The organism is Ectothiorhodospira sp. BSL-9, from assembly GCF_001632845.1.
Taxonomy (GTDB): Bacteria; Pseudomonadota; Gammaproteobacteria; order Ectothiorhodospirales; family Ectothiorhodospiraceae; genus Ectothiorhodospira.
Genome location: NZ_CP011994.1, coordinates 1021957 through 1045142 on the forward strand (window position 1 = coordinate 1021957; position 23186 = coordinate 1045142).

The 23186-nt window shown below is 61.2% G+C and carries 22 protein-coding genes and 1 pseudogene; 10 read left to right on the top strand and 13 right to left on the bottom strand.

Features of this window, described 5'->3' with window-relative positions; translation table 11 throughout:
- Positions 1-146 precede the first annotated feature (146 nt).
- Positions 147-491: a hypothetical protein gene (locus ECTOBSL9_RS04935; RefSeq protein WP_063464133.1), complete on the bottom strand. Its 345-nt coding sequence runs from the start codon at positions 489-491 to the stop codon at positions 147-149.
- A 39-nt stretch (positions 492-530) separates the two neighbouring features.
- Complete coding sequence (locus ECTOBSL9_RS04940; protein ID WP_063464134.1) at positions 531-1922, bottom strand: heme peroxidase family protein; 1392 nt, start codon at positions 1920-1922, stop codon at positions 531-533.
- Positions 1923-2039: 117 nt separating this feature from the next.
- Between ECTOBSL9_RS04940 and ECTOBSL9_RS04945 the strand changes: the two genes are divergently transcribed.
- On the top strand, positions 2040-2306 hold the full coding sequence (locus ECTOBSL9_RS04945; RefSeq protein ID WP_063464135.1) for a DUF2182 domain-containing protein: 267 nt from the start codon (positions 2040-2042) through the stop codon (positions 2304-2306).
- An 80-nt stretch (positions 2307-2386) separates the two neighbouring features.
- On the opposite strand, the gene ECTOBSL9_RS04950 is transcribed toward ECTOBSL9_RS04945, so the two are convergent.
- On the bottom strand, positions 2387-2638 hold the full coding sequence (locus ECTOBSL9_RS04950; RefSeq protein WP_063464136.1) for a transposase domain-containing protein: 252 nt from the start codon (positions 2636-2638) through the stop codon (positions 2387-2389).
- 339 nt (positions 2639-2977) lie between these two features.
- Positions 2978-3910: a hypothetical protein gene (locus ECTOBSL9_RS04955; protein ID WP_156500041.1), complete on the bottom strand. Its 933-nt coding sequence runs from the start codon at positions 3908-3910 to the stop codon at positions 2978-2980.
- Between the two features lie 168 nt (positions 3911-4078).
- On the opposite strand from ECTOBSL9_RS04955, the gene ECTOBSL9_RS17140 reads away from it, so the two are divergent.
- Positions 4079-4303, top strand: coding sequence for a DUF4389 domain-containing protein (locus tag ECTOBSL9_RS17140; protein ID WP_063464138.1), 225 nt, complete (start codon positions 4079-4081; stop codon positions 4301-4303).
- Positions 4304-4935: 632 nt separating this feature from the next.
- Here the strand turns inward: ECTOBSL9_RS17140 and ECTOBSL9_RS04965 are convergent.
- Together ECTOBSL9_RS04965 and ECTOBSL9_RS04970 are read right to left on the bottom strand one after the other, a co-directional pair.
- Positions 4936-6228, bottom strand: a complete 1293-nt coding sequence (locus ECTOBSL9_RS04965; protein WP_063464139.1) for a hypothetical protein — start codon at positions 6226-6228, stop codon at positions 4936-4938.
- Positions 6229-6508: 280 nt separating this feature from the next.
- On the bottom strand, positions 6509-8128 hold the full coding sequence (locus tag ECTOBSL9_RS04970; protein WP_063464140.1) for a hypothetical protein: 1620 nt from the start codon (positions 8126-8128) through the stop codon (positions 6509-6511).
- Between the two features lie 628 nt (positions 8129-8756).
- Here ECTOBSL9_RS04970 and ECTOBSL9_RS04975 point away from each other — a divergent pair.
- The 3 genes from ECTOBSL9_RS04975 to ECTOBSL9_RS04985 all read left to right on the top strand — a co-directional run bounded on the left by ECTOBSL9_RS04975 (position 8757) and on the right by ECTOBSL9_RS04985 (position 11207).
- Positions 8757-9386, top strand: coding sequence for a DUF1326 domain-containing protein (locus tag ECTOBSL9_RS04975; protein ID WP_063464141.1), 630 nt, complete (start codon positions 8757-8759; stop codon positions 9384-9386).
- A gap of 5 nt (positions 9387-9391) precedes the next feature.
- Positions 9392-10174 (top strand): DUF2182 domain-containing protein, encoded by a 783-nt coding sequence (locus tag ECTOBSL9_RS04980; RefSeq protein ID WP_240481105.1) that lies wholly within the window; start codon positions 9392-9394, stop codon positions 10172-10174.
- A 163-nt stretch (positions 10175-10337) separates the two neighbouring features.
- Positions 10338-11207: a helix-turn-helix domain-containing protein gene (locus tag ECTOBSL9_RS04985; protein WP_063466013.1), complete on the top strand. Its 870-nt coding sequence runs from the start codon at positions 10338-10340 to the stop codon at positions 11205-11207.
- Positions 11208-11667: 460 nt separating this feature from the next.
- On the opposite strand, the gene ECTOBSL9_RS04990 is transcribed toward ECTOBSL9_RS04985, so the two are convergent.
- Complete coding sequence (locus ECTOBSL9_RS04990; protein WP_240481054.1) at positions 11668-12171, bottom strand: nucleotidyl transferase AbiEii/AbiGii toxin family protein; 504 nt, start codon at positions 12169-12171, stop codon at positions 11668-11670.
- A complete protein-coding gene (locus ECTOBSL9_RS04995) occupies positions 12161-12979 on the bottom strand; it encodes a type IV toxin-antitoxin system AbiEi family antitoxin domain-containing protein (RefSeq protein ID WP_082830037.1) in 819 nt (272 codons plus the stop codon). The genes ECTOBSL9_RS04990 and ECTOBSL9_RS04995 overlap by 11 nt, the downstream gene beginning before the upstream one ends.
- 261 nt (positions 12980-13240) lie before the next feature.
- Between ECTOBSL9_RS04995 and ECTOBSL9_RS16880 the strand changes: the two genes are divergently transcribed.
- Entirely contained in the window at positions 13241-13384 is a 144-nt protein-coding gene (locus ECTOBSL9_RS16880; protein WP_156500042.1) for a hypothetical protein, read from the top strand.
- Positions 13385-13520: 136 nt separating this feature from the next.
- Here ECTOBSL9_RS16880 and ECTOBSL9_RS17420 read toward each other — a convergent pair whose 3' ends face one another.
- On the bottom strand, positions 13521-13685 hold the full coding sequence (locus ECTOBSL9_RS17420; protein ID WP_240481055.1) for an RES family NAD+ phosphorylase: 165 nt from the start codon (positions 13683-13685) through the stop codon (positions 13521-13523).
- A gap of 236 nt (positions 13686-13921) precedes the next feature.
- Positions 13922-14290: a hypothetical protein gene (locus ECTOBSL9_RS05005; RefSeq protein WP_063464113.1), complete on the bottom strand. Its 369-nt coding sequence runs from the start codon at positions 14288-14290 to the stop codon at positions 13922-13924.
- 372 nt (positions 14291-14662) lie between these two features.
- Here ECTOBSL9_RS05005 and ECTOBSL9_RS05010 point away from each other — a divergent pair, with 372 nt between their 5' ends.
- The 4 genes and pseudogenes from ECTOBSL9_RS05010 to ECTOBSL9_RS17805 all read left to right on the top strand — a co-directional run.
- Positions 14663-16036, top strand: a complete 1374-nt coding sequence (locus ECTOBSL9_RS05010) for an ethylbenzene dehydrogenase-related protein (RefSeq protein ID WP_063464142.1) — start codon at positions 14663-14665, stop codon at positions 16034-16036.
- 199 nt (positions 16037-16235) lie between these two features.
- A complete protein-coding gene (locus ECTOBSL9_RS05015) occupies positions 16236-16481 on the top strand; it encodes a DUF4389 domain-containing protein (RefSeq protein ID WP_063464143.1) in 246 nt (81 codons plus the stop codon).
- Between the two features lie 66 nt (positions 16482-16547).
- Positions 16548-17252 carry a TVP38/TMEM64 family protein gene (locus tag ECTOBSL9_RS05020; protein ID WP_063464144.1) on the top strand — a complete coding sequence of 235 codons (705 nt, stop codon included), beginning with the start codon at positions 16548-16550 and terminating at the stop codon, positions 17250-17252.
- 603 nt (positions 17253-17855) lie between these two features.
- A pseudogene (locus tag ECTOBSL9_RS17805) lies at positions 17856-17903 on the top strand (hypothetical protein); the annotation flags it as partial.
- A gap of 36 nt (positions 17904-17939) precedes the next feature.
- Here ECTOBSL9_RS17805 and ECTOBSL9_RS17425 read toward each other — a convergent pair.
- From ECTOBSL9_RS17425 to ECTOBSL9_RS05040, 3 genes are all read right to left on the bottom strand, one after another.
- Positions 17940-18266: a hypothetical protein gene (locus ECTOBSL9_RS17425; RefSeq protein ID WP_063464146.1), complete on the bottom strand. Its 327-nt coding sequence runs from the start codon at positions 18264-18266 to the stop codon at positions 17940-17942.
- A gap of 40 nt (positions 18267-18306) precedes the next feature.
- Entirely contained in the window at positions 18307-21549 is a 3243-nt protein-coding gene (locus tag ECTOBSL9_RS05035) for a hypothetical protein (RefSeq protein WP_156500043.1), read from the bottom strand.
- A gap of 224 nt (positions 21550-21773) precedes the next feature.
- A complete protein-coding gene (locus ECTOBSL9_RS05040; protein WP_168161534.1) occupies positions 21774-22904 on the bottom strand; it encodes a PD40 domain-containing protein in 1131 nt (376 codons plus the stop codon).
- Between the last annotated feature and the right edge of the window lie 282 nt (positions 22905-23186).

Below are 23186 nucleotides of genomic sequence, written 5' to 3' on the forward strand. Positions count from 1 at the left end.
CCGATCGCCAGCATTGGCGCTACTCGGCCGGAATGAAACCGTCAGTAGCGTGCGTCGCACCATGGCGCCGAAAGCATGTGCCCGCTTGCCATTGAGGTCGCCTCTGGGGAATCGTTCTACCACCCAAGATGGTGCAGGTGGATCCCTTACCACTCGATCAACTCGCCCGGCATCACCGCGACCGGGGCCAGTGCAGTGGAACTGGCGCCCATCGGCTCGAGCAACAGACGCACCCCGCCTCCCGTGGAAATCTCAAGCAGGTAGATCCTCAACTCGGCCGCCGACAATTCCTTGGATTGCCAAGGCCACAGCGCTACGTGGTTACGTCCGGGCTCCCACTGTCCATCCCGACAAATAATCTCCACCGGCGCCGCCATCGGCTTCACTTCCGGCGATTGCCCCCCAGAAAGCGCCAGCGCACGGTGTTCCTGCAACACACCCTGAATTGGCAAACCACCAAGGCCAGCATAAGTTCGGGCTTCCATGCCCATGGTGTCTTGCAGATCGACTACAAGGTCGTCACATGCTGATCAGGCGGCGGCCTGGGATTGGTGACTGCGCTGGGCAATGTTGACCAGATCTTCCAGTGTGAAGTGCCCTTCTTCCTTGGAGGGCAAGGTGGGTCTCCAATGGGGGGCGTGATTAACGAAGCTCGCCCGATCTCCTTCCAGAAGACCAATCAGCACCTCGGCCACGATCTGGCCACCCACCTCGCCCAAGTGCTGGCCGGACTCGCGCATTTCGGCTTCGCGCAGGATGTAGTACCACAACGGTGCGGGTACTGGCAGGGGTGTTGGCAGTCCGGACACATGGCCCCAGAGTTCCTCCTGGCTGAGCACATCGGCCCCCATGCAGGCTGCCACCGATTGCCCCGACGGCAAGGAAAAGGCAGCACCCCGTTTGAGATTGCGGGCGGCGAGTGAGCGTGCCTCATCCGGTATGCCCGGTGGCACCACCGAATCCGGCAGAAATAGCAACGACTCATTGAGCCGGGAGTTGATCAGGCGACTGGGCTGAACACCCTGGCCATCTCCCAGAAAACTCGACCAGTCCACCGTGTGTTCCCTGGCAACAGGCACTCCGCCACGAAGATCGCTGAGTCCCTCGTCTCGCGGCGCATCTGCCTCGGCCGGGAACAGTCGTGCCCCACCTGCGGTGGCGTTGATGCGGTAGCCGGCCCGTACCTGACTGTGTCCGAAGCGGAAGGCGGCGACGCTAAATTCCACCGGCATGTATGGCTCTTCGGCAAACCAGTAGTAGCGGCGCCCGTGATCCAAGATGTCGTCCACCCGCGCCTGACCACAGATACGTGGCAAATAGTCGTGCAGGACAATCCACTGATAATGCCACCGTACGAGTCTCTGGGCCTCCTCGAAATCCCGGGCTGCCTCCTCGTCAAATACCTGATTGTGGAATTTGGCAAAGGCCAGGTGCAGTTGGGAGACAATGAGATTCTCATCGTTTCGGGGATCGCCAATGATGGCGGTGCCACGGTGGTTCCTGAGGACATCATGATCGCCCTCGGCCGATGTGAGGAACCGGCCCTCACCATCATAAAGGTAGGGCTGGGCCGCCGGACCTGCCCCGTAAAGGGAATCCAGTTCCATCATGGGGGTGCGGAAGTTACGCAACGCCTGAGGATCGTTCTGGGATTCCAGGCTGGAGGTGGGGTCGAAGGTAATGTCGTGATCGACAAACTGACCGAAGAAGGTGAAGCCGGCGGGGATGCCGGGATTGTCGCCCTCGTCCCCAAGTTCGTCCTTCATGGGGCCATCGGCGGCCCCCAGGGCATGAGGTTGTGCAGGTTGAGGGAGATGCGACTCCTTGAGGGAGCGCAGGTGCGGAAACATCCGGCCAAAACGACCGGGCTGGCCAAACACGCCCTTTTGAGGACAATGGCCCCGAAGATATTCACCATGCATGGGTATACTCCTCATGAAACTGCAACGTCATCTCGATAGGACTGTAGTGACCTCCTCTGTGTGTGACTCAAGGGTAATCCCTACTCTCTTGCTTGGCTTATAGCCCTTGTGTACAGAATGTCCAGTCCGATCCAGCGCTGCGGGGTGGGCCTCAGGCACGGCCTGTTCTGCCTGAGATGCTGCTGGGCCCTGATGCTGGTGATGTTCGCCGTGGGCATCGCCAACCTTGCCTGGAGTGCCCCTCTGGCACTGCTGATGCTCTACGAGAAAACAGACAGGGCTGGCGACAGGATCGTCCGCCCGGCGGGCGTGGTGTTGATCTTGCCAGGATTGCCCGTGATGCTATCCAGGGGCCCGATGACCTTTGAACATCATCATAGTTGATCCAGGCAACCGGGCAACGTCGCCTAAGATCCTTGTCCCACAGAATCGTAAGTGTCCGGTAGGGCACGTATACCCAACCCTCACTCCCCGCTGGCATTCTCCCCGCAGGCCTGGGTGCGCGGTTCCCAGTGATAGGGCAGCAGTTCGTGGAGGCGATTGGCGGGATGATCCTGGATGCGCTCAAGCACATCGATCAGGTACTGACGGGGGTTCACCCCGTTCTGCTTGCAGGTTTCCAGGAGGGTCAGCAAGATGGCCAGGGCGTGGCCACCATTCTCGGAGCCGGTGAAGTTCCAGTTCTTGCGGTTATGCGGAGCACAGCATAACCGCAATTATGACGAGTTCCGGATTATGTAGAGTCTCAACCCCAAGGGGGGGATCCGCGGGCTTCGAAACAGGCCGCAGTGAAAATAAACGGACATGTCTCCGATAGCAGCAGCTTAGGTGGTTGCCGCGCAGGTCGCTGTTTCGCCGTCCGCAGCAGCGGGAAGGCGAGAGGAATACGCCTGTTCTGTCTGGTCACCGCAGGACCAAGCGCAGCCCCGTCCGAGCGCAGAGTGAACTTCACGTAGGCGTCCCCCCCTGGGGCAATGGGATAGAGCCAGGCAGAGCCTTGGACGCCACGAAGCCCGGCAGCACCTCTGGTCATTGTCTTTCTCGTGCCCATCGCATCAACGATGGGCCGCTTCGAAGCGCCAGCGCTTCAGACTGCTGCCGCCGCCTTCACTGCGCGGGCGGTTTGCGCAGCCGATCAGCTCGTCATCGCCGCGCCAGGCAAAAGCGTAGACCTGGCCGTCCAGCAGATCCGGCTGCTCAGGCTCCTCAAGGACGAAGCTGCGGGTCGGCTGTCCGAAGCGCCAGCTCGTTTCCTCGTGCAGCGTGTAAGCCAGCCGGGTTCTGGAATCCGACCAAGCGTAACTTCCGATCGAAACAAGATCCGACAGCGCGCTGCGGGCCTCGTGGCGAACCAGCAGACGACCATCCGCAAGTCGCAGTTCAGCCGTGCAGCAGCCGTCACGAATCACCTGCAGCCCGCCACGGACTTCGGTGGGAATGACGACCTCGCGGTGCGACTGCCATTCCACCTCGGGTGAGCGGCGGCAGGACTCGGGCGGCGCGGAGACCGGAACCAGCCTCGAGTCGGGCCCGACATCGGCCCGATACCAGGCGCGGTTCGCATCACCTGGCTGGCCACTGCTGCGCACGAATACGCTGTCTCCGGCGTCGTCCCAGCACAGGCTGGATGGGGAGAAGGATGGGCCATCAAAGCGATCCACCGGCCCTGCAGGCAAAACCAGCCGCCGGCCATCCACCTCCAGCAGTGCCGGCGATGTGATGGGAGAGCGCCTGCCGGTATCGGCATCGCCATCGAAATATCGAGTCCAGAACACCATCCACTCCCGGTCGGCGGAAAAACTGACCACCGGGAGGGGACTGCAATACACTGAACCGAGGTCCACCAACCACTCGCCGGTCCTCTCCGGCAGATCCACCGATGCCGAGCAGGCCGTGACAAGCAGGGCCAGCGCAACCAGCAGAAAACCGCGACAACCTCCAACATGGCAGGTGGTCAACGGGTTCTTCGATGGGTTCAGGATCGACATGGTTCGTCGCATCGCTCGACACCGGACATCCCTGGCATCAAGCCGGTACCGTGGTATGGGATCGGAGTAAGCCACCCCCGCAGACATTGGCCAGGAGCACAACCGGTGAATTCAACACGACACACTGTTCAACCCCCGCCCAGAAACCTCTGGCTTCATGGCCTCATCATGTTGATCCTGGTGCTGCTGGTCAATCTCGCCCAGACCGTGCTGGGAATTTGCGCGATCCTCCAGTTCTTCTGGATGCTGTTCACCAACGAGCGCAACGCAGGTATCGCCTGGTTCGGTCAAGGCCTCGCACGGTGGCTGGCCATCACCGCCCGCTTTCTCACGGGTGAATCGGACGAGCGTCCGTTTCCATGGACGAGTTGGTCAGAGTCGAAAGCCGATTGAGCAAAGGCCCACTGCGGCTGCACGCCGGGGCCTTTCAGCCCCCGTTGACTATTTTCCTCCCGACGAGCCCGAGGAATGCCTGCCGGTCCGTCTGTGTGAAGGGGCACAGGAGAATGTGGAGGCACTTAGAATTCCACCCTGGCGAGGCGAGCACAAAAGAACGGAGCATAGTCAGGCGAGCCGTAGAGGTTGCCAATTTCCATAGTGGTGGGGATGGTGAAGCCCTGATGCGTGGCATGCGCCAGCATCCGCGCACCGAAGGGTTGTAGGCGATAGGCCCGGTCCGGATTGGCATGCGACCAACGCTGCGGCCCGGTTCGGTGAGCACGCGCACCACCATGGGGCCGACGTCGCAGGCATCCCCAATCGAGTCGTAGAAGGCATTGTCCTGGTGAATATCCTCGCCCATCACCCGCCCCGCCAGGATGCCAGATGCGGGCGGCAGGTTCGTTTTGGGACATGGCGGCCACGCCGTGCGCAGCGGGCCGGGCTGGCTGGACGTGCTTTTCGCATTGACTGGGGTCGATTTATCAAGGGGCTGCGATCTACCGCAAGGGGAGTAGCAAGGGTCCACTCAATGTTTCCGGCGGTTGAAGAACGGATAATGTCATCATCAGCTCGCCTTACAGTTGCTATCCGTTTTCTCCATGCCATTGCGCCATGTGTTGTGCATGCGTTTCCAGGTACGCCCCCGGTTTGTAGAAGCGGTCATAAAACTCGAGATCCAGATGATGCGCCTGCAGATACGGCATCACGAAGATTGAGGGCACCGTCCCCGGAAACCTACCAAAGGTGTCGAAGACGTACTGGGCCTGCAGTGCCACACACGACCGGAATTCCTCATCATGTACCTGCGCAGCAGAGCGTACTCTTGCTGAGTCCTTCCAGGGCCCGGGGGTCTTCGGATTGAATGGACCGCCGGGGCCGAACTTCCTCTCGCAAACCGCCTCCACAGCCGCCCGCATGTCCGGGTAGTGAGGCGGGCAGAACGCTTCCATCACACCTTCCAGACCCGTGACATTGGGGTATGGCCATCGGTCGTCCATGTCGTAGCGAAAGCCCAAGCCGGGCACCGCGTCCTCGCCGCTCGCACCGAGCATGCTGAAGGGGTCGATGCCGTTGAACATCCAACCGCCCAACCCCATCGCTTGCAGCATCAACATGCCCGCGTAGCAGCTGGTGGAGAGCTCGGCCGTGAGCTCGGACAGGGACCACTGCTCGACGAAGGTAATCGGCCAGGTGTTCTCGACATCGACCATGCTGCTGAACCGCTCGATGCCGGGAATCGACCGCCCGTTGATGTCGTCGGTAAGGACGAGCCCGTTCTGCAGCATGTAGCAGATGTTTAAGAGGACGTGCTGCGCCAGGTCTCCGACCGGGATCACCAGCAGCGTCCCGGAGTGATTGGCGGCCCAGGTGTTGTGGGCTTCGAGGTGCGGGACCTCCGTCGGGAGGGGAAGCCGACCGTCCCGCAGCTTTCTGATGCAACCGCGGAGCTCGTCGAGCACGTCGTCGAGATCGAGTGCGCCGTCCTCACCCCGCTCGGCAGGGGGCGCACTATCGCGGTTCTCCAGCACGTAGACACCATCATCGTCCGTGAAGAAGGTTCGACTGGTGTGGAATCCGGCTGCCGAGGGGAAGGTTCTCCCGGCGGCTGCCCCTGCGTAGTTGGAAAGCTGGGGAGCGTAAAGCTCGGCGCGGTAAATCATGTTGTGCCAGCCCGTGTTGCCTGCACAAGCCGTGACCACAAGAAGTTTTTCCAGTTCGGATAAAGGCAGGTGCTCGTGCTGAGATTTATAGGCGAGGACACCATCGGGGATTTCGGCCCCTCGGAAGAAACGCCGGGAACGTCGGCCCAACAGGGCTGCGACCAGCGGGAACTCGAGCGCTTTTGTGAACCCGGGGGGAAGGGTCTTGGTCGCCATGTATAACCTCTTTGGTTTCGATTAAAAATGCGTACGACGCCATGTGGCCCGGTCCAGAGAGCAAGCGGAACGGTCTACCGGCGTGATTGGACGGTGACGCGCTCAATGTCGCAGATCGGGACACCTGGGGCACATCGCCCCCAGACTGGCTAAGGGGGGGCGGACGATTCCATTAAGGGAAATCGGCCATGCAGCGTTGGCCGCTGGCTGCTGCGGTCGGTCATCGCCGAAGAAGCTACACGCCAGCGGCCGAAGGCCGGATGACTCCTGAAGGGTCGACTTAGTCGCGCTGCGCCAGCATCCGGGCTTGGTCGATGGTCTCTCGCTCGGCGTTCGGTGCCACCTCTACCAGACGCATTGCCCAGCGCGCCGCTGCTTCAGGGGCATTGTCCGTTTCGGCGGCATGGACGGCACCGATCAGCGTGTTGTAACGACCCGGCCACATCCCGTCGGAGCGCTCGAAAGCGGACAGGGCCTCTCCTGGCCGATCCAGGGCCAACAACAGCTCGCCGAGCGCTTCGTAGGGTGGAAACAATGCGCCGGGCGTCACCGGATGCTTCTCGACCGAGGACTCCAGCTCGCCGGCCGTGCGCATCAATTCCACGGCGCCCTCGTTGTCGCCCTCGGCATGCGCGATGAAGCCAGCCAGGATGCGCCGGTCGGCCTCGATGTAGATCGAGAAGCGCTCGTCTGGGGCCGACTCGGCCCCTTCGGCCAGATCGGCCAGGCGTTGCTCGGCCTCGCGAGCCGCTTCCAGATCACCGGTATGGACCGCCCCCAGACCGCGGGCGAACCAGCTCAAGCCCTCGGCCCAATGGAAGTTCTCCCAGGCGATGTAGTCGGGTACGCGTGGCTCAATGGCCGCCGCAGCTTCCCAGTCGCGCCGTTCTACCGCCAGCCGTGCCGGAATCGCGGCCAGGTGGAAAGCGCCGGGAAACGTGCCCTGGTGGCGACCCTGGTCGAAGGCAGTCTGTTGAATGTCCTCGGCGACCGAGTCCTCGCCGCGCTGCAGGTGGCCATAGACGAGATAGTCGACGGCATGGATGTAGTGGAAGGAGATTGCGCCGTTGACATCTTGTTCCCGCGCAGCTTCGGCCGAGCGCGCGTTCCAGTGGATGACCTGTGGCCAGTCGCCGAGGCGCACGTAGATGTGCGAAGGCATGTGCAATGCGTGCGGCACGTTGGGCGCAATCTTGCCGTAGGACTCGACCATCTCGAGCGCGTTCTCGGCGCTGCCGTCGGCGTCGGTGGCGTGAATGGCGTAGTGGACGGCCCCGGGGTGGGTCGACTCTTCTTCCCACACGCGCTTGAGGATCACCTCGGCCTCGTCATGCAGCGCGTGACGGTCTTCAGCCCGCGTGGCCTCGGTGAGCAGCGACAGGGCGTAGAGCGCGGCGATATCGTGATCATTCGGATAAGCCTGATACGCGGCGGACATCCCATCGGTCCAGCCCGACAGACGATCCCAGACCCGGTCGGTTTCCGGCTCGAAGTAGGCCGCAGTCACCTCGATCAACGCCTGTTCACGCTCATCGTCGACCGTAGCACGCGCCTGCTCAATGGCGTCTCGGGCACGGGCAATCTCGTCATCACTGGGCGTCGTGGCCCACAGCGGTTGGAACAGCGTGGTCGCCACGCCCCAGTGGGCCATTGCGCAATCGGGATGGGCGTCGGTAATGGCAGCAAACTCGTCACGCGCCTGCACATACATCATGTGGTGCATCAATCCCAGGGCATGATCAAACGCCTGTCGCGCCTCATCCACGCAGTCTGCCCCGAATGCGACCGTGCCAATCTGCTCTTTGGCATCCATCGGCACGTCGGTATGCATATCGTCGTGCTGGGCTGCTGCCCCGGCGACGAACAACACAGTTGACAAAGTCAGTAGGATTCTTTTCATGGTCAGCCTCCGTCCAGTGTGGGTGTGCACATGGTGTCGGGTGCTTCTGTAACGACAACCCGGTGCCGCACGGGACGGGAAGGCCGCGGTTCGGGTTAGACTGGCACCCTTGATCTCGAGCCTAGTCGGTGGGTCGAATAACGGCTTGCAGAATCTTGCGCTCGGATAGCGGATCTTGCGGTTCAATGCTTTGCTCGCGCGTGCGCTCGGCACGCCGCTTGGCACGGTCTATCCTCGGAGCAGTTGGTCGAAGCGACCCAGGCTCGCGGCACACGACCTACTCGACACAATCCCAACAGGGGCTGCTTCAGCCAGGGGGGGGGCCACCCTGCCCCATCCGCTCACCAGACGCCCCGGTCGATAGTTGGCCCGGATGCATCACGGAAGTGACTGAACACGATCAGGTCCATGCTTCACTTCTGGAAAATCTATGCTATTACTCGGGGCATAGTAGTTGATCTTTTGACTTGGGGATTATCCTCAAGAGGCCTCCGCTGCACTCATGATGGACATTCGCGCGGAGTTGCAAGTCTCATCCCAACTCGCCAAGAGGCCATCCTCGTACGAGTCAGAGAACCAATGACGGTATGTCTCGACGACCGGATCGACCGGCGACAGGAGCGTACCCATGCAACAATCAGCCGAATCCACCTACCAGCTCGACGGTACATTGCTGGAAATCTGCTCTTGCGGAGTCCCTTGCCCCTGTTTTATCGGTGAAGATCCCGATGGCGGCGAGTGCCTTGGCGTCATCGCCTTTCATCTGGATAAAGGAAGGATTGGCGATCAGGATGTCTCTGGCCGGACCGTTGTCAATGTGGCACATATCCCCGGCAATGCCCTGGCCGGCGGCTGGCGCAGTGTCCTGATCATCGACGATGAAGCAACCGACGACCAGTACAACGCCCTGGTCTCCGCCTTTTCCGGTCAATTGGGCGGGGGCCTGGCTGACCTGGCGGGACTGGTGGGGGAACTGGTGGCCGTGGAGCGTGCTCCGGTGATCCACGAAGTGAATCAGGCGAGCGGTCAGTTCCGGATTCCGGGTATCGTCGAGGCGCAGATCTCCCCCATCCAGTCGTCTCCGGATGGCACGACAGCCACGCTGCGTGATAGTGCCTTCTCGACCATCAAGGATGCACCAGCCTATATCGGCAAATCGTCGGGTTATCGGGTCAACCTGCCGAATCACGACATGAGTTGGTCTTTCGAGGGGCGCAATTCAATTCAAACCGCCTGGCACATGGAGCACCAGCCGTGAATACGATGGCCCAGGCCCCAGCGCGGCGCGTATGGAGGGCGTCGCCGCTGGTGCTGACAGCCATATTGTTGGCCTGGGCGCTGGCTCTGGCCTCCGAATTCACCGGCACCCCGGGTTGGGTCCATCATCATCACCTGCTGACTCCGGGCATGGCCGCATGGGCGAGCGTCGGACTCTTTCTGGCGGCATGGCAGATCCATATCGCCGCCATGATGCTGCCTTCCACATTGCCCATGATCGGCCATTTTCGTCACATGGCCGCAGCACAGCCTCACCCCGTCGCAGCCAGATCTGTGTTCCTGGTGGGATATCTCATTGTATGGACAGGCTTTGGTATCGCGGCATCCCTGGCCTACCTGGGCGTTCACGCAGTGGTCGAACAATGGCACTGGCTGGCATCCCGGCCGCAGGTGGGTGTCGGTGGCGTGCTGATATTGGCGGGGGCCTTCCAGTTCTCGGGGCTGAAGGATCGCTGCATGGAAAAGTGCCGCCACCCGGTTGCCTTCCTGATGGCACACTACCAGCGGGGAATCCCCGCGGCACTGAGGGTGGGCCTTCGGCACGGCCTGTTCTGCCTGGGATGCTGCTGGGCCCTCATGCTGGTGATGTTCGCCGTGGGTATCGCCAACCTTGCCTGGATGGCCCCGCTGGCACTGCTGATGCTCTATGAGAAAACAGGCAAGGCTGGCGATAGGATCGTCCGCCCGGTGGGCATGGTGCTCATCCTGCTCGGATTGGCCATGATGCTATTCATGGGCCCGATGCCCGTTGAACATCATCACGGTTGATCCAGCAGCCCGTCAACATCTGCAGCGAGCTGTCGACAAGGCCGAGCCTGCATTTGAGACGCTGCTGGAGCGTGTGCTCGGCGAACCGCTTGAAACGGTCTATAGTCGAAGCAGTTGACTAGGACGACGCGGACTCAGACCCATGCCGCAACCGTCGCAGAACATGCTGGAGTTCTACACCCAGGCCCGGGCCGCGCCGATGTTGCGTGAGTCGCGCACGGCCAAGGGTTTACCCGTGCCCATGGTCGAGTGCATCCAGGCTCCCGGCGATCTGGTGATGCCCGTGGTCCCGGAATTGGTGTTGAGCCAATTGGTCGGGCCACCGTTCCGCTATGCCTGCGACCTGGGTGCGGGTCCGTTTTCCGGGCATGCGCAGCCCATGAATTTCGTGGTGATCGCCCCGCAGGTGCATAGCTATTGTCACATGGCCGATCGGGCTTGCTTGCGGTTTGTCGGTATCCCCGGAGATGTGGCGCGTGCCTGTCTTGAGCGGGATGCCGACGACCCGCTGGACTTCGGTCCACTGCATACCCGGCATCACCACGACCCCTTGATTGCCCAGGCCCTGGACGCCTTATGGCCGGAAATGGCGCGCGATGACCCCGCTGCACGCCTTTTCATCGACAGCATGATTGCGGCGCTGGTGGTGCGGGTGGCCCGATTGGCGGAGCAGGCGCGACATATCGACACGCACCGCGGCGGCCTGGCGCCGCACCTGTCCGCCCGCGTGATCGAGTACATGCAATGCCATCTGGATGAGCACCTTACGCTGCAGGATCTGGCCGACGTCGCTGGGTTGTCCCCCTGGCATTTTGCCCGAGCCTTTCGCCACAGCCATGGCCTGCCCCCACACCGCTACCTGACGCAGCTGCGCATCCAGCACGCCCGGACACTCCTGACCGATACCTCCCTGCCGGTAACAGCAGTGGCTGCCGCCGCCGGCTACTCCGTGGCGCAACTGGCGCGGCACTTCCGCCACGTCGTGGGTATCTCACCTGAAGCGTACCGGCAGCACATCCTCACCCGGCCCTGATTCCTGATAGACGACCGGAACCATCCCACTGTCCGGCTCAAACGGATGCTCAATCTTTCGTCATGCATGATCATGAATCTTGCCCGCAGCCTTTCTCATCGCATGCCCCCCGCCTCCACGCGATCGCGGCTATTGCCCTTGGCGCGGGAGTAAAGACGAGTCCAATGTCAGCTTTAAGTTGCGGTGCGGCCGTGCTTACGGTTCCAATCGACTGGCCGCTCCGGGTCGGCAAGAGACAGCAATCGGCAAGGCACGGCCTAGATCGCACCCCGCCTTGGGAGTCGTAGAGTCCGGAAGCTGGCCAACCACGGGCGGTCTCGGCAGTGGCCAGGACATCAAACCCAGCTTACCCTGCTCGCTAACAACCCCCACGGTCAGACGGGCTACGAGGTGCGGCAAAGATTTTCGAGTTCCACGCGCTGCGCGGCATGCTTGGCTGCGTTCTCACGCGCAAGCTTTTTCAGGTTGAAGAGTTTCCAGCGCACGGCTGGAAGGGTTTGTGCCTGCGGCAAGCCGATCGCTTCGAAATCAGGTTCGCCGTCATGCAGGCTGAGCAGGAATCGCGCGGTGTTGTCACACAGTCGACCGCGCGGCGTTCAGGATCGTGCACGACGCCACGCGTGACGGGTGAGATTTCAATTTTGACTTCGGCGCTGTCGAGCCGGGCTCGGATACGGGTGGCGCCGCCACTACCACCCTCGATGCGCTGCGCGCGGAGACGCGGAATGCCGGCGTTGGCCGCGTCCATGATCCTGTCGAGCGTCTCGTTGATCTCCCTCAGACTTTCCGCTCGGTCCTTGACCGGCAGGTAGGTCAGGTCGATATCTACCGACAGGCGCGGCATGTCGCGGTAGAACAGGTTGATGGCAGTGCCGCCCTTGAGCGCGAACACGGATTCCGCCTCGATGAAGGGCAGCAGGCGCACCAGAAGCGCGACCTGTGCACCATAGGCGTCACGGGCCATCGGCATCTCCCGTTGGGATATCGACGAATTCGGGCGGGACCATGATGCGGTAGCGTGGATGAATTTTGCCGCCCGTTATCAGGGCGCGGTCACCCGTGCCGAGGTTGAAGTCGTCGGGGTTAAGACGCTCGCGCCATACATGTTTGTGGCGGTCGGCGAAGACGAAGAATAGACGTCTGAGCTTGATCTTGCGGCAGCTCTGCAGCAGCGCCGTCAGCTGGCGAGGCCGCATCGTCGCCAGCCCCTCGAAAACCATGTCAAGGTTATGGAAACTCTCATGCGCGGGCAGTTCGTCAAGTGCTTCGAGGATCGCGCGCTCCGGCGAAGATATTCGGAGCGTCCAGCCCCAGGGCAGAGTCGGGGCATTGCCGTGTTTGTATTCCGTCAGACCGAGCGACGGGTCATCAAACAGGGACAGGGGGCGGCTGATGAACGGTGCGTCGAGGGTGAGGCGCGACAGCCAGCTTGGCGTGTCACTGCCGTAGACCCACACGGGCGGATGCGCGCCCAGCGGAAGATAGTGGCGGTAACCCTGGAGGTCAAGGGCGGACGTGCCGCCGACATGGACTTGATAACCCATGATTTTCTGGAGAGACAGGATGCAACTCTTCCAGTCTGGAGGGGCTGGCTGCGGCGTGGGGCGACGGAAGACACCGCGCTCCAGCCGCTCCAGCCAGCCGCGATCCACGTATTTCCGGGTGAGGAACCGGTTGACGCCGTGGTTCTCCAGCCAGCGCGCATCCACCACAAAACCGGCGGGAACAGCTTCCAAGACGACCTTCAGCTTTCCCTTTATTTGTGAACTCATGGTGCACATTATGAGTAAGGCTCGAAGAGCAACGCAACCCTGCTTCGGACTCGCAAGATTATGGGCGCTTCCGGTCGCCGGCACGAATTGCATGCAATATCCCAAAAAAGGATGCCCGCAATATGGAAGTTTTCGGGCGTCCGCAGGGCAGCAGTGAGGAGTCGTTCGTGAGCAACGGCTCGGCGGCCGCTCTGGGTCGCACACCGCCATCCCTGTGGGCCCATGCTTGTGTTTCCTCCACCTCAAACGAGGAAACTGACCATGAACGATTCGGAAAAGACTGCCCGACACCACCCTGCCCCGTGGAACAAGGGCAAGCTCATTGGCCAGCTGGAAAGTACCGTCCGCTACCTCGGCATCGAGGTCGATGACGCCCTGGAGATGGCCGAACGCACCGAATGCTGATACGCCTGGGCCGGTCAGCGCCCCTCCCCCGTCAGGTGCGCTGACCGGTACTGGACAGCCAGCGATGCGCGCATGCCCCCGAGAAGGCAACCGACAGATGATGGTAGGCCGGCGGCGCCAATGGTATGCCAGGTCATCAGCGCACCCAACTGGATTGGTCGCGGGGAAGCCGCCTGTCCGGATCGTTCACCATGACCGAATTCCCATCCTTGAGACGGGCTGAGTACACGATGAGGTTCGTACCACCTTCATGCACCTGGCTCGGAAAAAGGATACCGGTGCAGCCACGGGCCAACACCATGTCTGCAAGAACCCAAGTGGGGGGGTTCGATGTGAAGATCGAACTTCAGGTGCCGCCAATCATGCCAGAGGTCGTCCCAGGGCTCCCCACGATACAACTGGCGAAGGTCGACCAGATCTCGGAGCGTCACAGTGTAGGAGCACATCGTACAGGGCGGCAGGAAGGGTGAGGTCTGCTGGCCCACTGCGGGGTATGCGCCCGGAATAAGATAGTACCGGCAGGGAGGTTAACGAGGATCACCCGACGAAACCGGTGCTGATCGACTCCAGATAGCCAATCACGTCGTCGGTGCGACCTTCCTGTACGAGTTGCAACAGGGTCTTGTGGCGGAAGGCGGGAATGGGCTCGTTCTTGACCAGGAAGATGGCTCGCTGCAGATCCGACTCCACTGCCATGGCCGCCGACAACACCCGCATGAGATCACGCAGTGCGGATTGGAGTTTTGGGGATTCCGGGTGGGTGCGAAGGGTGTTGCGATGGACACCCGCCAACTCGGCCAGGTCTTGCTGCTGCATGCCGAGAATGTTGGCGACATTCGACGCGGAGAACCGCGAAGTACCGACTTCGCGCGTCGATTCGAGCACGTCTGCGAAGATGGCGGTCATGACGTTACTCCAGACAGGATAATCCAGGGATGCACAGTTTACGCACAGAATACGCACTCAGCAAGTATAGTTCCACTGTGCTGATGAGCTCCTCCAGCGCGAATACAGTCGGTCACATCGTGCCTAAACGGGGGGGGGCGTTCGACTGTCAGCTGTGCAGGCAATTGGAGTCTCTCATCCACTCCTACCGAGCGACCGCTCTGGGTCGTTTCCCGCCCCTAATCGCTGATCACCACCTGATTCGACGCGGACTATTCCCCCGGTGGGGGAGTCGGGGCGGTGGCAGCATGCCCTGGCCATGCTTGATTTCTTGTAGAACCCTCGAATAGGGTCGAGGCATCGGTGGATATTGCTTTCGATCAAGGAGACCCCATGAAACGCCGGCCGCTTCACCTGTCGGGTACGGTATTCACTGTCCTGGCGATGACCGTGACGGGTTCCGCCCTGGCCGCCGAGCCGGAGTTCGTCGACGAAGCCCGCAACGTGTACCTACCCGCCCAGGAGGAGCGTCTGCGCACCCTGCGGGTGGGAGCGGTCTACAACGACGAGCATATCCAGATCCGTTACGAGTTCGAGACCGACAACCCCAGCTGGTATCACCAGTACTGGATTTTCGAGGACGGTGAATGGGTCCGTTACGGGCGCGGATCTCCAGGGCCGGATCCCCATGGACTTTACGAGGATCGGATCTCCATGATGCTGGACGACGGATCGGTGCCCCACTTTGGCAAACATGGCGCCTACATGACCGTCCATGAGGGCATGCGCACACTCACCGATGCCGCGGATGGCGAGGCAGTGCGCGCGCATCCCGTGCTGGGCGAGGAAATGGGCCGCTCCGACGTGCGCAAGTACCTGCCCGCCAGCCGCGACGCAGCCGATGATGAAGTCTCCTGGGACACGCTCAAGTCCGATGACGAGATACAGGCCCTGCGCGAACAGGGATATTTCCTGGACCTGTGGCAATGGCGCGCCCATCGCAGCCACCCGGTGGGGCATGCGGACAACAACTACGTGCTGCACTACCGCCTGAACAGCGATGGCCAGGGACCCTTCACCGACAACTGGGACAACAAGGCGGAACGCCCCGCCTGGATGTTCAATCCCGGCATCACCGGCTTCAAGGCCATGGATCGGCAACGCCTCATGGACCGTGACTACGGACAGGATGACTGGTACTACCTTTCCGAGGAGATCGCCGCCCCCTTCGACCCGGATCACGACTGGCAGGAGGGCGATGTCCTGCCCCAGCGCTTCCTGAGACAGCCCACCGGGAGCCGAGGCGCCATCGCCGCCGCGGGCGGCTACGAGGAAGGGGCCTGGCGCATTCGCCTGACGCGCACCCTGGACGCCCCCAACCCGCTGGACAGCAAGTCACTGGAGGACGGCGGACGCTATCAGGTGGCCTTTGCCGTTCACACCGATGCCTCCGGTGCCCGCTGGCACCTGGTCTCACACCCGCAGACCCTGGGCCTGGGCGTGGACGACGCCGACATCGTGGCCCAGCGTGTGGAGGGCGACCTGGACACCGCCGAGGCGGAATGGACCGAATTGCAGGTGTATTACCCAGGCCAGATCACCTGGCAGTGGCTCAACCGCGACGACCACCCGGGCCGCGAGGCCATCGAGGAAGGAGACATCGGCATACGCGAGATCCATCTCACCCTGGAAGAGATCGCGGCTTTCTCGGTGGCCTTCGAACGCCAGAAGTTGGGGGTCGAGCCCGAGGACGATGACCGGAACTGAGGGGCATGGGCTCCGCACGGGGTGACCAATCCGGGTCGACCAAGAACCGGTCCTCTCCGGCGGATCGACCGATGCCGAGCAGGCCGTGACAAGCAGGGCCAGCGCAACCAGCAGACATTGGCCAGGAGCACAACCGGTGAATTCAACCCGACACACTGCTCAACCCCCGCCCAGAAACCTCTGGCTTCATGACCTCATCATGTTGATCCTGGTGCTGCTGGTCAATCTCGCCCAGACCGTGCTGGGAATTTGCGCGATCCTCCAGTTCTTCTGGATGCTGTTCACCAACGAGCGCAACCCGGGTATCGCCTGGTTCGGTCAAGGCCTCGCACGGTGGCTGGCCATCACCGCCCGCTTTCTCACAGTTGCCAATTTCCATAGTGGTGGGGATGGTGAAGCCCTGATGCGTGGCATGCGCCAGCATCCGTGCACCGAAGGGTTGTAGGCGATAGGCCCGGTCCGAACTGCCATGCGACCAACGCTGTGTACTCATTTAAAACGGAGCCCTCCCATGACAGGCTGGAACCGGCAATGGTTGGCACGCGGGATCCTGATCGTGGTCGTCGCGGCCGTAGTGACAATGGGCGTGCTGTACCGCGATGCCCTCAGTGTGGAGGCGGTGCGGCAGCAACTGGACAACCTGGGCGCCTGGGCGCCGATTGCTTTCATGGCTGCTTACGCCGTGGCCGCTGTGGCGTTCCTTCCGGGCTGGATCTTCACGGTGGCGGCCGGGGTGCTCTTTGGCCCGATCTTCGGGCTGATCTATGCGCTGCTCGGGGCAACACTGGGCGCGACCCTGGCATTCCTGGTGGCCCGCTACACCGCTTCCGACTGGGTTGCTGAAAAGGCCGGCGGCATGGTCAAACGCGTGATGGTCGGCGTGGAGCGTGAAGGTTGGCGCTTTGTGGCCTTCACGCGACTGGTGCCCCTGTTTCCATTCAATCTGCTGAACTACGCGCTCGGCCTGACCCGTATCAACCTGATGCACTATGTGGCTGCCACGCTGGTCTGCATGATCCCGGGGGCGATGGCCTATGTCTGGATCGGCCACGCCGGGGCAGAGGCCATCGCTGGCGGCGAACGAGCAGTCCAGGCCGTGCTGATCGCCATCGGTCTGCTGGCCGTGGCCATCTTCCTGCCGCGACTGGTAAAGCGCATTCGTCGTGAACCGGTGCCGGGTGTGGATGACCCACCGGAAGAGGGTGAAGCAAGATGAATCAATCACATGACCTGATCCTGATCGGCGGTGGCGTGAGCGGACTGGTCATCGCCAGCCCGGTGAGCTGATCCATGAACTGGTGCTGGCCATGCAAGCCCGGCTCAGGATCAGTCAGATCTCGGCTGCCATCCATGCCTATCCCACGCGCGCGCAAGTCCATCGGCGAGCGGTGAACACGCTCTACGCCCCCAGGCTCTTCTCGCCGCGCACACGTCGCCTGGTCGGCTGGATCCAGCGAATACTCCCCTGAAGCCATCGGGACCATCCCGCTGGAAGTTCTCGACGGCGATACTATGGACCACTCCACCAAGTCCTGAGCGAGCGTCACACACAGCCCGAAACAATGCCGGGTAAAACCATCAGGGTCTCTGGCGTCAGCTTTACAACAGACTACAGCCTGTCACCACCTCCCACTGAATGGATGCTCCGGGTCGCCAAGAGACAGCCATCGGCAGTGCTCGGGCCCTGAACGTGCACCGGAGGACATGAATCTGCCGGGCTGGTCTTTGCACCCACTCAGGGGCGACCTGTCGGAGCATTGGTCCGTTTCGGTCAGCGGCCATTGCTGCTGAACTAGGACCGCTACTGTATTTTCAGCGCGTGTCCCGACATACGCTCCTGGATATCAGCCTGGACACCATCAGCCGTCAGGAGTGTCCCTATTTTCATATGGACAATCTGGATTTACGGCTGGTATGCAATAATGAACAGACAGAGCATGATGCCCGCAACGATTGCGTAGACCTGGCCAAAGGCCTGCAACCCCCGCATGAATGATCCCTCCAGGGTCTCGATCACCAAGAGCAGCAGGGCCGGCATCAGCGCCGCCAGCAGCGTGATCTTGAAAAGCCTCATGGGGATGACCGTATCCCGCCATAGACTGACGTCATGAATCCATCGGTACTCCTTGCCGCACCTGGTGATATTTTCCGAAATCCTCTCGACGCTGGAACCGACGGGGCCTGTTGACCCATCGGCCATGTCACCGGTCGTGGTGGAACTGTCTTTCATGATTCTCTATCCAGCCCTTGTGTTTGCGGGGTGACCATTTTCAGTCAACACTGGGCGCCCAGCCGCCGAGTGGGTTGCTCGATCCTTGAGATGGTGCTCTTTCTACCAGCACACCGGTTTTACGGCCGCGCTCGAACTCATATTGATAATAAATCTCGCCATCCCGGTAGTATGTATATATGCCATGCGGGACGAACCGCAGGGTCGGTGCCTGGTCTGGTGAACCAACCAGCAATTGTCGGCATTCATCCGGTATGATCTTCTCGACATGATATCCCGTGGCACCGCCCATATACGCCGAGAGATTTCGGAAAAGTCGTTGCCGCTCAGGGGCGGGCAGTTGGTCTATCCAGGCTCGACTGACCAGCATGAAACCCTGTTGCCTGTAGTCATCCTGAAGCTCGAATACCTGATTGATACAGGGGTCCTGCCAAGGTAGTTCATAGGTGACGCTGTGCAATGTGCGAACCAGATCTCCCCTCAGAAGACCGGTTGGCTCAACCCTTTTCTTGACCACTTCTGGGCCCAGGCCTTCATAATTGACATCGAATGAAGCCAGCGTGGTGCCTTCATACGTGAGGTTGAGCTGGTACCTCAGTGAAAGCTGCGGTGTATTTCCAGTGGCAAATGCCCATACCCATGTCGAATAGTCGCCGGTCGAATCTCGATCGGTCGCATTGTGCATAGTCAGCATCTTATGGAGGGCGTCTACCTCGGGTGGGCTTTCGGTCATTCCCAGTCCGAAGCGATGTATTCCCGCACGGGAATCGGAAGCCTGATGTAGACCCAGAAGATTGTTGTCGCCCATATACAGGTAAACAGGTCGGCCACTCTCGGGTACCAGTTCCACCTCGACGCGTTCCATCCATTCTTCGATGCTGGAATGTTCCGTTGCATCACGCCAGTGCTCCAGCAGTTCCTCTTCCAATGTGAACTGCAGCAACTTGCCGGAGGGGGCATTATCATGAAAGTTCACCTCGGCCCAGGCGGTGACATCTTGAGCCCCGATAAATCCGTTGGGACGGCGTACCGGAATACCCAATAGGTCATCCCGGCGCATGGAACCTCCACCCTCCGGTGACCCAAACACGATGCCATTGCCGATGCGACGCTCCGTCTCTCGGCTGAATTCGCGCACCACGAACTGCCTTGACAGGTCTTCCGCGCGCCTGAGGACATCAAGTTTGTCGTAATCCACGAATAACTTGAATCGACCGAGGCCGCTCACCGTATAAGACCCGCTTGCCTGTTCCGGGCGGTGACTCGTGACTCCATCCATGTTGATAACGAAAGCCATCGGCGGCCGGTGGAATCGGTCGTGTTGCCAGAGCCATGCACTGGCGTTTCGGTATCCTGAGGCGCTCCCTTCATTGCGTAGCGATTCAATGCTCTGCAATTCGGCGTGGTCAATGTAATAACTCATGACCATGTCAGTGAGCATGCCAGCGTATTCCAGGGTGTCCAATGAGAGCAAAGCCTCGGGGGTGCCGTCCAAAACCACCTTGCCCAGCAATTTGTTGCCGCTGTACAGCGTCAGGGTGCTGGATACGGAGGCGAACCCTGTGTCGGAAAGCCGCTGGGCTTGTGGCTCAACGAATGCGCGTTCGATGATGGGGGCCACCACAGAATACCCGGAATAGAGGGCGGCGCCCGTACCCGCAACCGGAGCGCCAAAGGCCAGCTTGCCAAGGCCCAGGAGATAGCTTGCGCCACCCACGGCATCCTTGAGCATCGAGTAGTATTCCGAGGTGCTGTATTCGTAGATCCTGGGGGAATAGAGCCGGAGCGTGACGTGGGTCTTGTGCTGACCGGGTTCGATTCGCAGGTAATCCAGCAGCTCTTGCTGGAAATAATCTATCGTCGGCTGATGAGGATAGGCGGCGGAGCTGATGACATAGTCCCCCGGAATCTGGAGGTCCAGGTGGGGCTCCTGGCCGAAGAAAGGCAATACACGCACATCAAAACCCGGTAGCAGCACCTGATCCTCGCCTTCCAGTATGGCCTTTGTCAGACGCAGCCCCCAGGGCGCGAAGGTGCCCAGGTAGTATTCGGTCATGTCTCTCAGGGAGAGTTCACCCCCATAAACCTGGTCTCTTGAAAATCCCGCGAGGCGTGAATCGGTCCCGGTTTGGTCGGCAAACCGTTGAGCCTGCCCATCACGGCCCAGTGCATGGACGGCCCGGGCAGCACGATCCAGGTGGCGCAAACCGTCGAGATAGCGGTAGCTGGCCGTTCTGGCCCCCTGTTCATGTCCGAGGCGTAAGGCGGCATCGGCCCGCAGGAACATGAGGCGGGCACATAGCAACTCCTGGGCAGCGTCGACCTCGGTGCGTCCGCCGTCCTCCGCGCGACAGAGCAACTCCGGGACGATGCCGCGTCCGTGGCCGCTTCTCGCGGTGGCCGAACGAACAAGCAGACGAAGCCAGGGCGGTGGTGTGGCTGAAGGGTGCAGGCCCGCAAGGGAATCCTGTTCAAACGCCGCCAGGAAGGCGGCCTGGTCGGTAACGCGGAGTTGTTCAAGGTATGCCAAACGGGCCAGTGGATGTTCCGCGCCTGCGAGTTGAATTTCGCTCGCCTTGGGCGCATCGGCCACCGTCAACAACCAGGGCATGGGAACATGTTCGATGTTCACCAGGAGCACCGAGTCACCGTCGGGCAGGGATACAGTCCGGGCCGGCAACCGAATCCACTCACCAAAGGAAAAGAACATGACCGCCGGATTATCGCCAGAGGCGGGCAACTGGATCTGAACGGGTTTGCCGGGGGGTGTCGGCATCACCCCCGTCACGGCGATGGCGGTTCCTTTTTGTTTGAAGGGCGCTGTGGAGGGTGGGTTGGATACCGCCTTGAGTTCCACCGCAACATCTTCATGCAAGGCCCCCTCGGGGGCGACCAGCACGGCTCCGGAGGCATGCTCGACCCGGTCCACCTTGGCGATGGGAGACAGCCCGGACTCGGGCAAGGAGGTCAATGAAGGCGGGGTGGGTCTGGCCGCGGGTTGCGGGTGCTGCGCCTTCAGTCGCTGGTAACGCTGATAGGCGTTCCGGTATTCCGTGAGCGCTTCCTGCTGAGCGCGTCCCAGGTCAGGCTCGTCCCGACCGCCCCCCGTGACAAGCGATGTATAGCGTTCGTATGCACGCCGAAACTCAATATAGGCCTGCTCCAGTTCAGACACGGCATCCGGCGGGAGTCCGGAACCTTGCTGGGCCACCAGGATGGGATCCGAGGCCACAGCATCTTTCGAAAGGACGACGGTGCCGAGCAGGAGTATTGCCGTCAGCATCAGAACCAGGCATCGAGCGACCCCATGCACAGGGTCGGTGGCTGCACCCGTATTGGGCCACCTGAAGTGAACCCCGTCTGGTTGAGCGCCTGGGTTTACCGAACCAGTCCGGGTGCCGTGATGATTCGAAGGGGGCATCTGAGGCATGCGTGAGTTCTCTGGCAAGGGTCCGATCATGGTCTGCCTGGGCGCTGGATTCAGGAGTCGCCGTCTGATGCGACGTCTCACAGTGTCTCCGGCAGGGCTGTCAGGTACAGGTCGTAGCCGCCGCTGCCGCCCGGGCGGTTGGATGAAAACAGCAGCAGGCGCCAGGGGTAGTAGGGTTTGCCCTGGTCGAAGAACCATCGCTTCAGCAGGAGCGGACGGAACTCGTCCGCGGTGGTGTTGAGCGAGACGCCTTCGGGCATGAAATGCTGCAGATCGCGGGGTGATTGCCAACGGCCGTCCTGGTGGCGCGTGACGAACAGATCGAACTGCCCATGGCGATCGGAAGCAAAGACAAGCAGATCTCCGGCCACATGAGGCGCCAGGGTGTCACCATGTTCGGCCCATTCGACAGGCTCGATGCTTCCTGCGAGCGTCTTGTCTCCCAGCCATGACCGGAAGTCGGTGTTGCCATCCGGATTGTCAAACCGGTAGATGCGATACCGTCCCGAGCGGTTCGAACTGAAGTAGAGTTGGTGGCGACGGTAGTCGTAGGTGAGGTAGGCCTCATCAGACTTCTCAGTGTTGCCAAAAAATGGTCGTGCCTCACCCATCTCATCCACAAAGTAAAGGTTACGATTACCTTCGTGATCGGAGTCGAACACCCACACAACGTCCCCCGCATCGGGCTCTCCTGTCCAGACCGCCGGGGCCGACCGCTGGGTCAGAGTGATCGCATGGGGATCGCCATGTGTCCGTGGTGGTGCGTAGGAGACCGCTGATGTCTTTTCTGCCAGCAGGGCGGTCGGCCCCCGCTGGTTACCCGGAAGTTTGGGAATCGAGGGGAAGCGGCCCTGTCGATGGGCCTGGATCATCGGTGGCCCGGGCCCCTGGTCGCGACGATGGTGGTAGGGTCGCTGAAGGATCTCCAGATGGCCCTCGACAATATCAAATTCCGCACCGCGTTGGTGCGCATTGCTGGCGAAGACCAGAGGAATGACCGAATGTAGTGGCGGCGGTGGTGCGACCACGTTGAAATCGTCATAGGGTGTATTGAGGCCTTCGATCGGGTGAATGCCCGGTGCCATCTCCAGAGTGTTGTCCAGACCGTAATCCAGTACACAGCCCGTGGCAGCCAGGCAAAGGATGAGAAGAACCGGGAGCGCGCGGGTCCATCCCGTCAAGGCCTTGGCGCCATGGCAACTTTCCATGGGCGAGCCCGCGCGATTGACCAGACCCAAGCCACAGCCGAAAACAGACCGTGATGTGTTTATCCAGTCGCGAAGGCAAGGGCGCTTTCGCGAACATGAATCGGTTTTCCCATTCATCCGTCCAGTGTCATGTGTCCATGGTACTTGGGCAAGTCGACTGACTGTCGACTAAACACCCGCTCGGTCTCGGCAGTGGCCAGGACATCAAACCCGGCTTAGCCTGCTCGCTAACAAGCCCACGGCCTACTGGCGGAACAGATCCGCATGGCTAACGGTCCGGAG

Bases quoted from the DNA above. Each gene is read 5' to 3' on its own strand.
- ECTOBSL9_RS04935 (WP_063464133.1), bottom strand. From the start codon at position 491: ATGGGCATGGAAGCCCGAACTTATGCTGGCCTTGGTGGTTTGCCAATT.
- ECTOBSL9_RS04940 (WP_063464134.1), bottom strand. From the start codon at position 1,922: ATGCATGGTGAATATCTTCGGGGCCATTGTCCTCAAAAGGGCGTGTTT.
- ECTOBSL9_RS04945 (WP_063464135.1), top strand. From the start codon at position 2,040: ATGTCCAGTCCGATCCAGCGCTGCGGGGTGGGCCTCAGGCACGGCCTG.
- ECTOBSL9_RS04955 (WP_156500041.1), bottom strand. From the start codon at position 3,910: ATGTCGATCCTGAACCCATCGAAGAACCCGTTGACCACCTGCCATGTT.
- ECTOBSL9_RS17140 (WP_063464138.1), top strand. From the start codon at position 4,079: ATGTTGATCCTGGTGCTGCTGGTCAATCTCGCCCAGACCGTGCTGGGA.
- ECTOBSL9_RS04965 (WP_063464139.1), bottom strand. From the start codon at position 6,228: ATGGCGACCAAGACCCTTCCCCCCGGGTTCACAAAAGCGCTCGAGTTC.
- ECTOBSL9_RS04970 (WP_063464140.1), bottom strand. From the start codon at position 8,128: ATGAAAAGAATCCTACTGACTTTGTCAACTGTGTTGTTCGTCGCCGGG.
- ECTOBSL9_RS04975 (WP_063464141.1), top strand. From the start codon at position 8,757: ATGCAACAATCAGCCGAATCCACCTACCAGCTCGACGGTACATTGCTG.
- ECTOBSL9_RS04980 (WP_240481105.1), top strand. From the start codon at position 9,392: ATGGCCCAGGCCCCAGCGCGGCGCGTATGGAGGGCGTCGCCGCTGGTG.
- ECTOBSL9_RS04985 (WP_063466013.1), top strand. From the start codon at position 10,338: ATGCTGGAGTTCTACACCCAGGCCCGGGCCGCGCCGATGTTGCGTGAG.
- ECTOBSL9_RS04990 (WP_240481054.1), bottom strand. From the start codon at position 12,171: ATGGCCCGTGACGCCTATGGTGCACAGGTCGCGCTTCTGGTGCGCCTG.
- ECTOBSL9_RS04995 (WP_082830037.1), bottom strand. From the start codon at position 12,979: ATGAGTTCACAAATAAAGGGAAAGCTGAAGGTCGTCTTGGAAGCTGTT.
- ECTOBSL9_RS16880 (WP_156500042.1), top strand. From the start codon at position 13,241: ATGAACGATTCGGAAAAGACTGCCCGACACCACCCTGCCCCGTGGAAC.
- ECTOBSL9_RS17420 (WP_240481055.1), bottom strand. From the start codon at position 13,685: ATGGTGTTGGCCCGTGGCTGCACCGGTATCCTTTTTCCGAGCCAGGTG.
- ECTOBSL9_RS05005 (WP_063464113.1), bottom strand. From the start codon at position 14,290: ATGACCGCCATCTTCGCAGACGTGCTCGAATCGACGCGCGAAGTCGGT.
- ECTOBSL9_RS05010 (WP_063464142.1), top strand. From the start codon at position 14,663: ATGAAACGCCGGCCGCTTCACCTGTCGGGTACGGTATTCACTGTCCTG.
- ECTOBSL9_RS05015 (WP_063464143.1), top strand. From the start codon at position 16,236: ATGTTGATCCTGGTGCTGCTGGTCAATCTCGCCCAGACCGTGCTGGGA.
- ECTOBSL9_RS05020 (WP_063464144.1), top strand. From the start codon at position 16,548: ATGACAGGCTGGAACCGGCAATGGTTGGCACGCGGGATCCTGATCGTG.
- ECTOBSL9_RS17425 (WP_063464146.1), bottom strand. From the start codon at position 18,266: ATGAAAGACAGTTCCACCACGACCGGTGACATGGCCGATGGGTCAACA.
- ECTOBSL9_RS05035 (WP_156500043.1), bottom strand. From the start codon at position 21,549: ATGCTGACGGCAATACTCCTGCTCGGCACCGTCGTCCTTTCGAAAGAT.
- ECTOBSL9_RS05040 (WP_168161534.1), bottom strand. From the start codon at position 22,904: ATGGAAAGTTGCCATGGCGCCAAGGCCTTGACGGGATGGACCCGCGCG.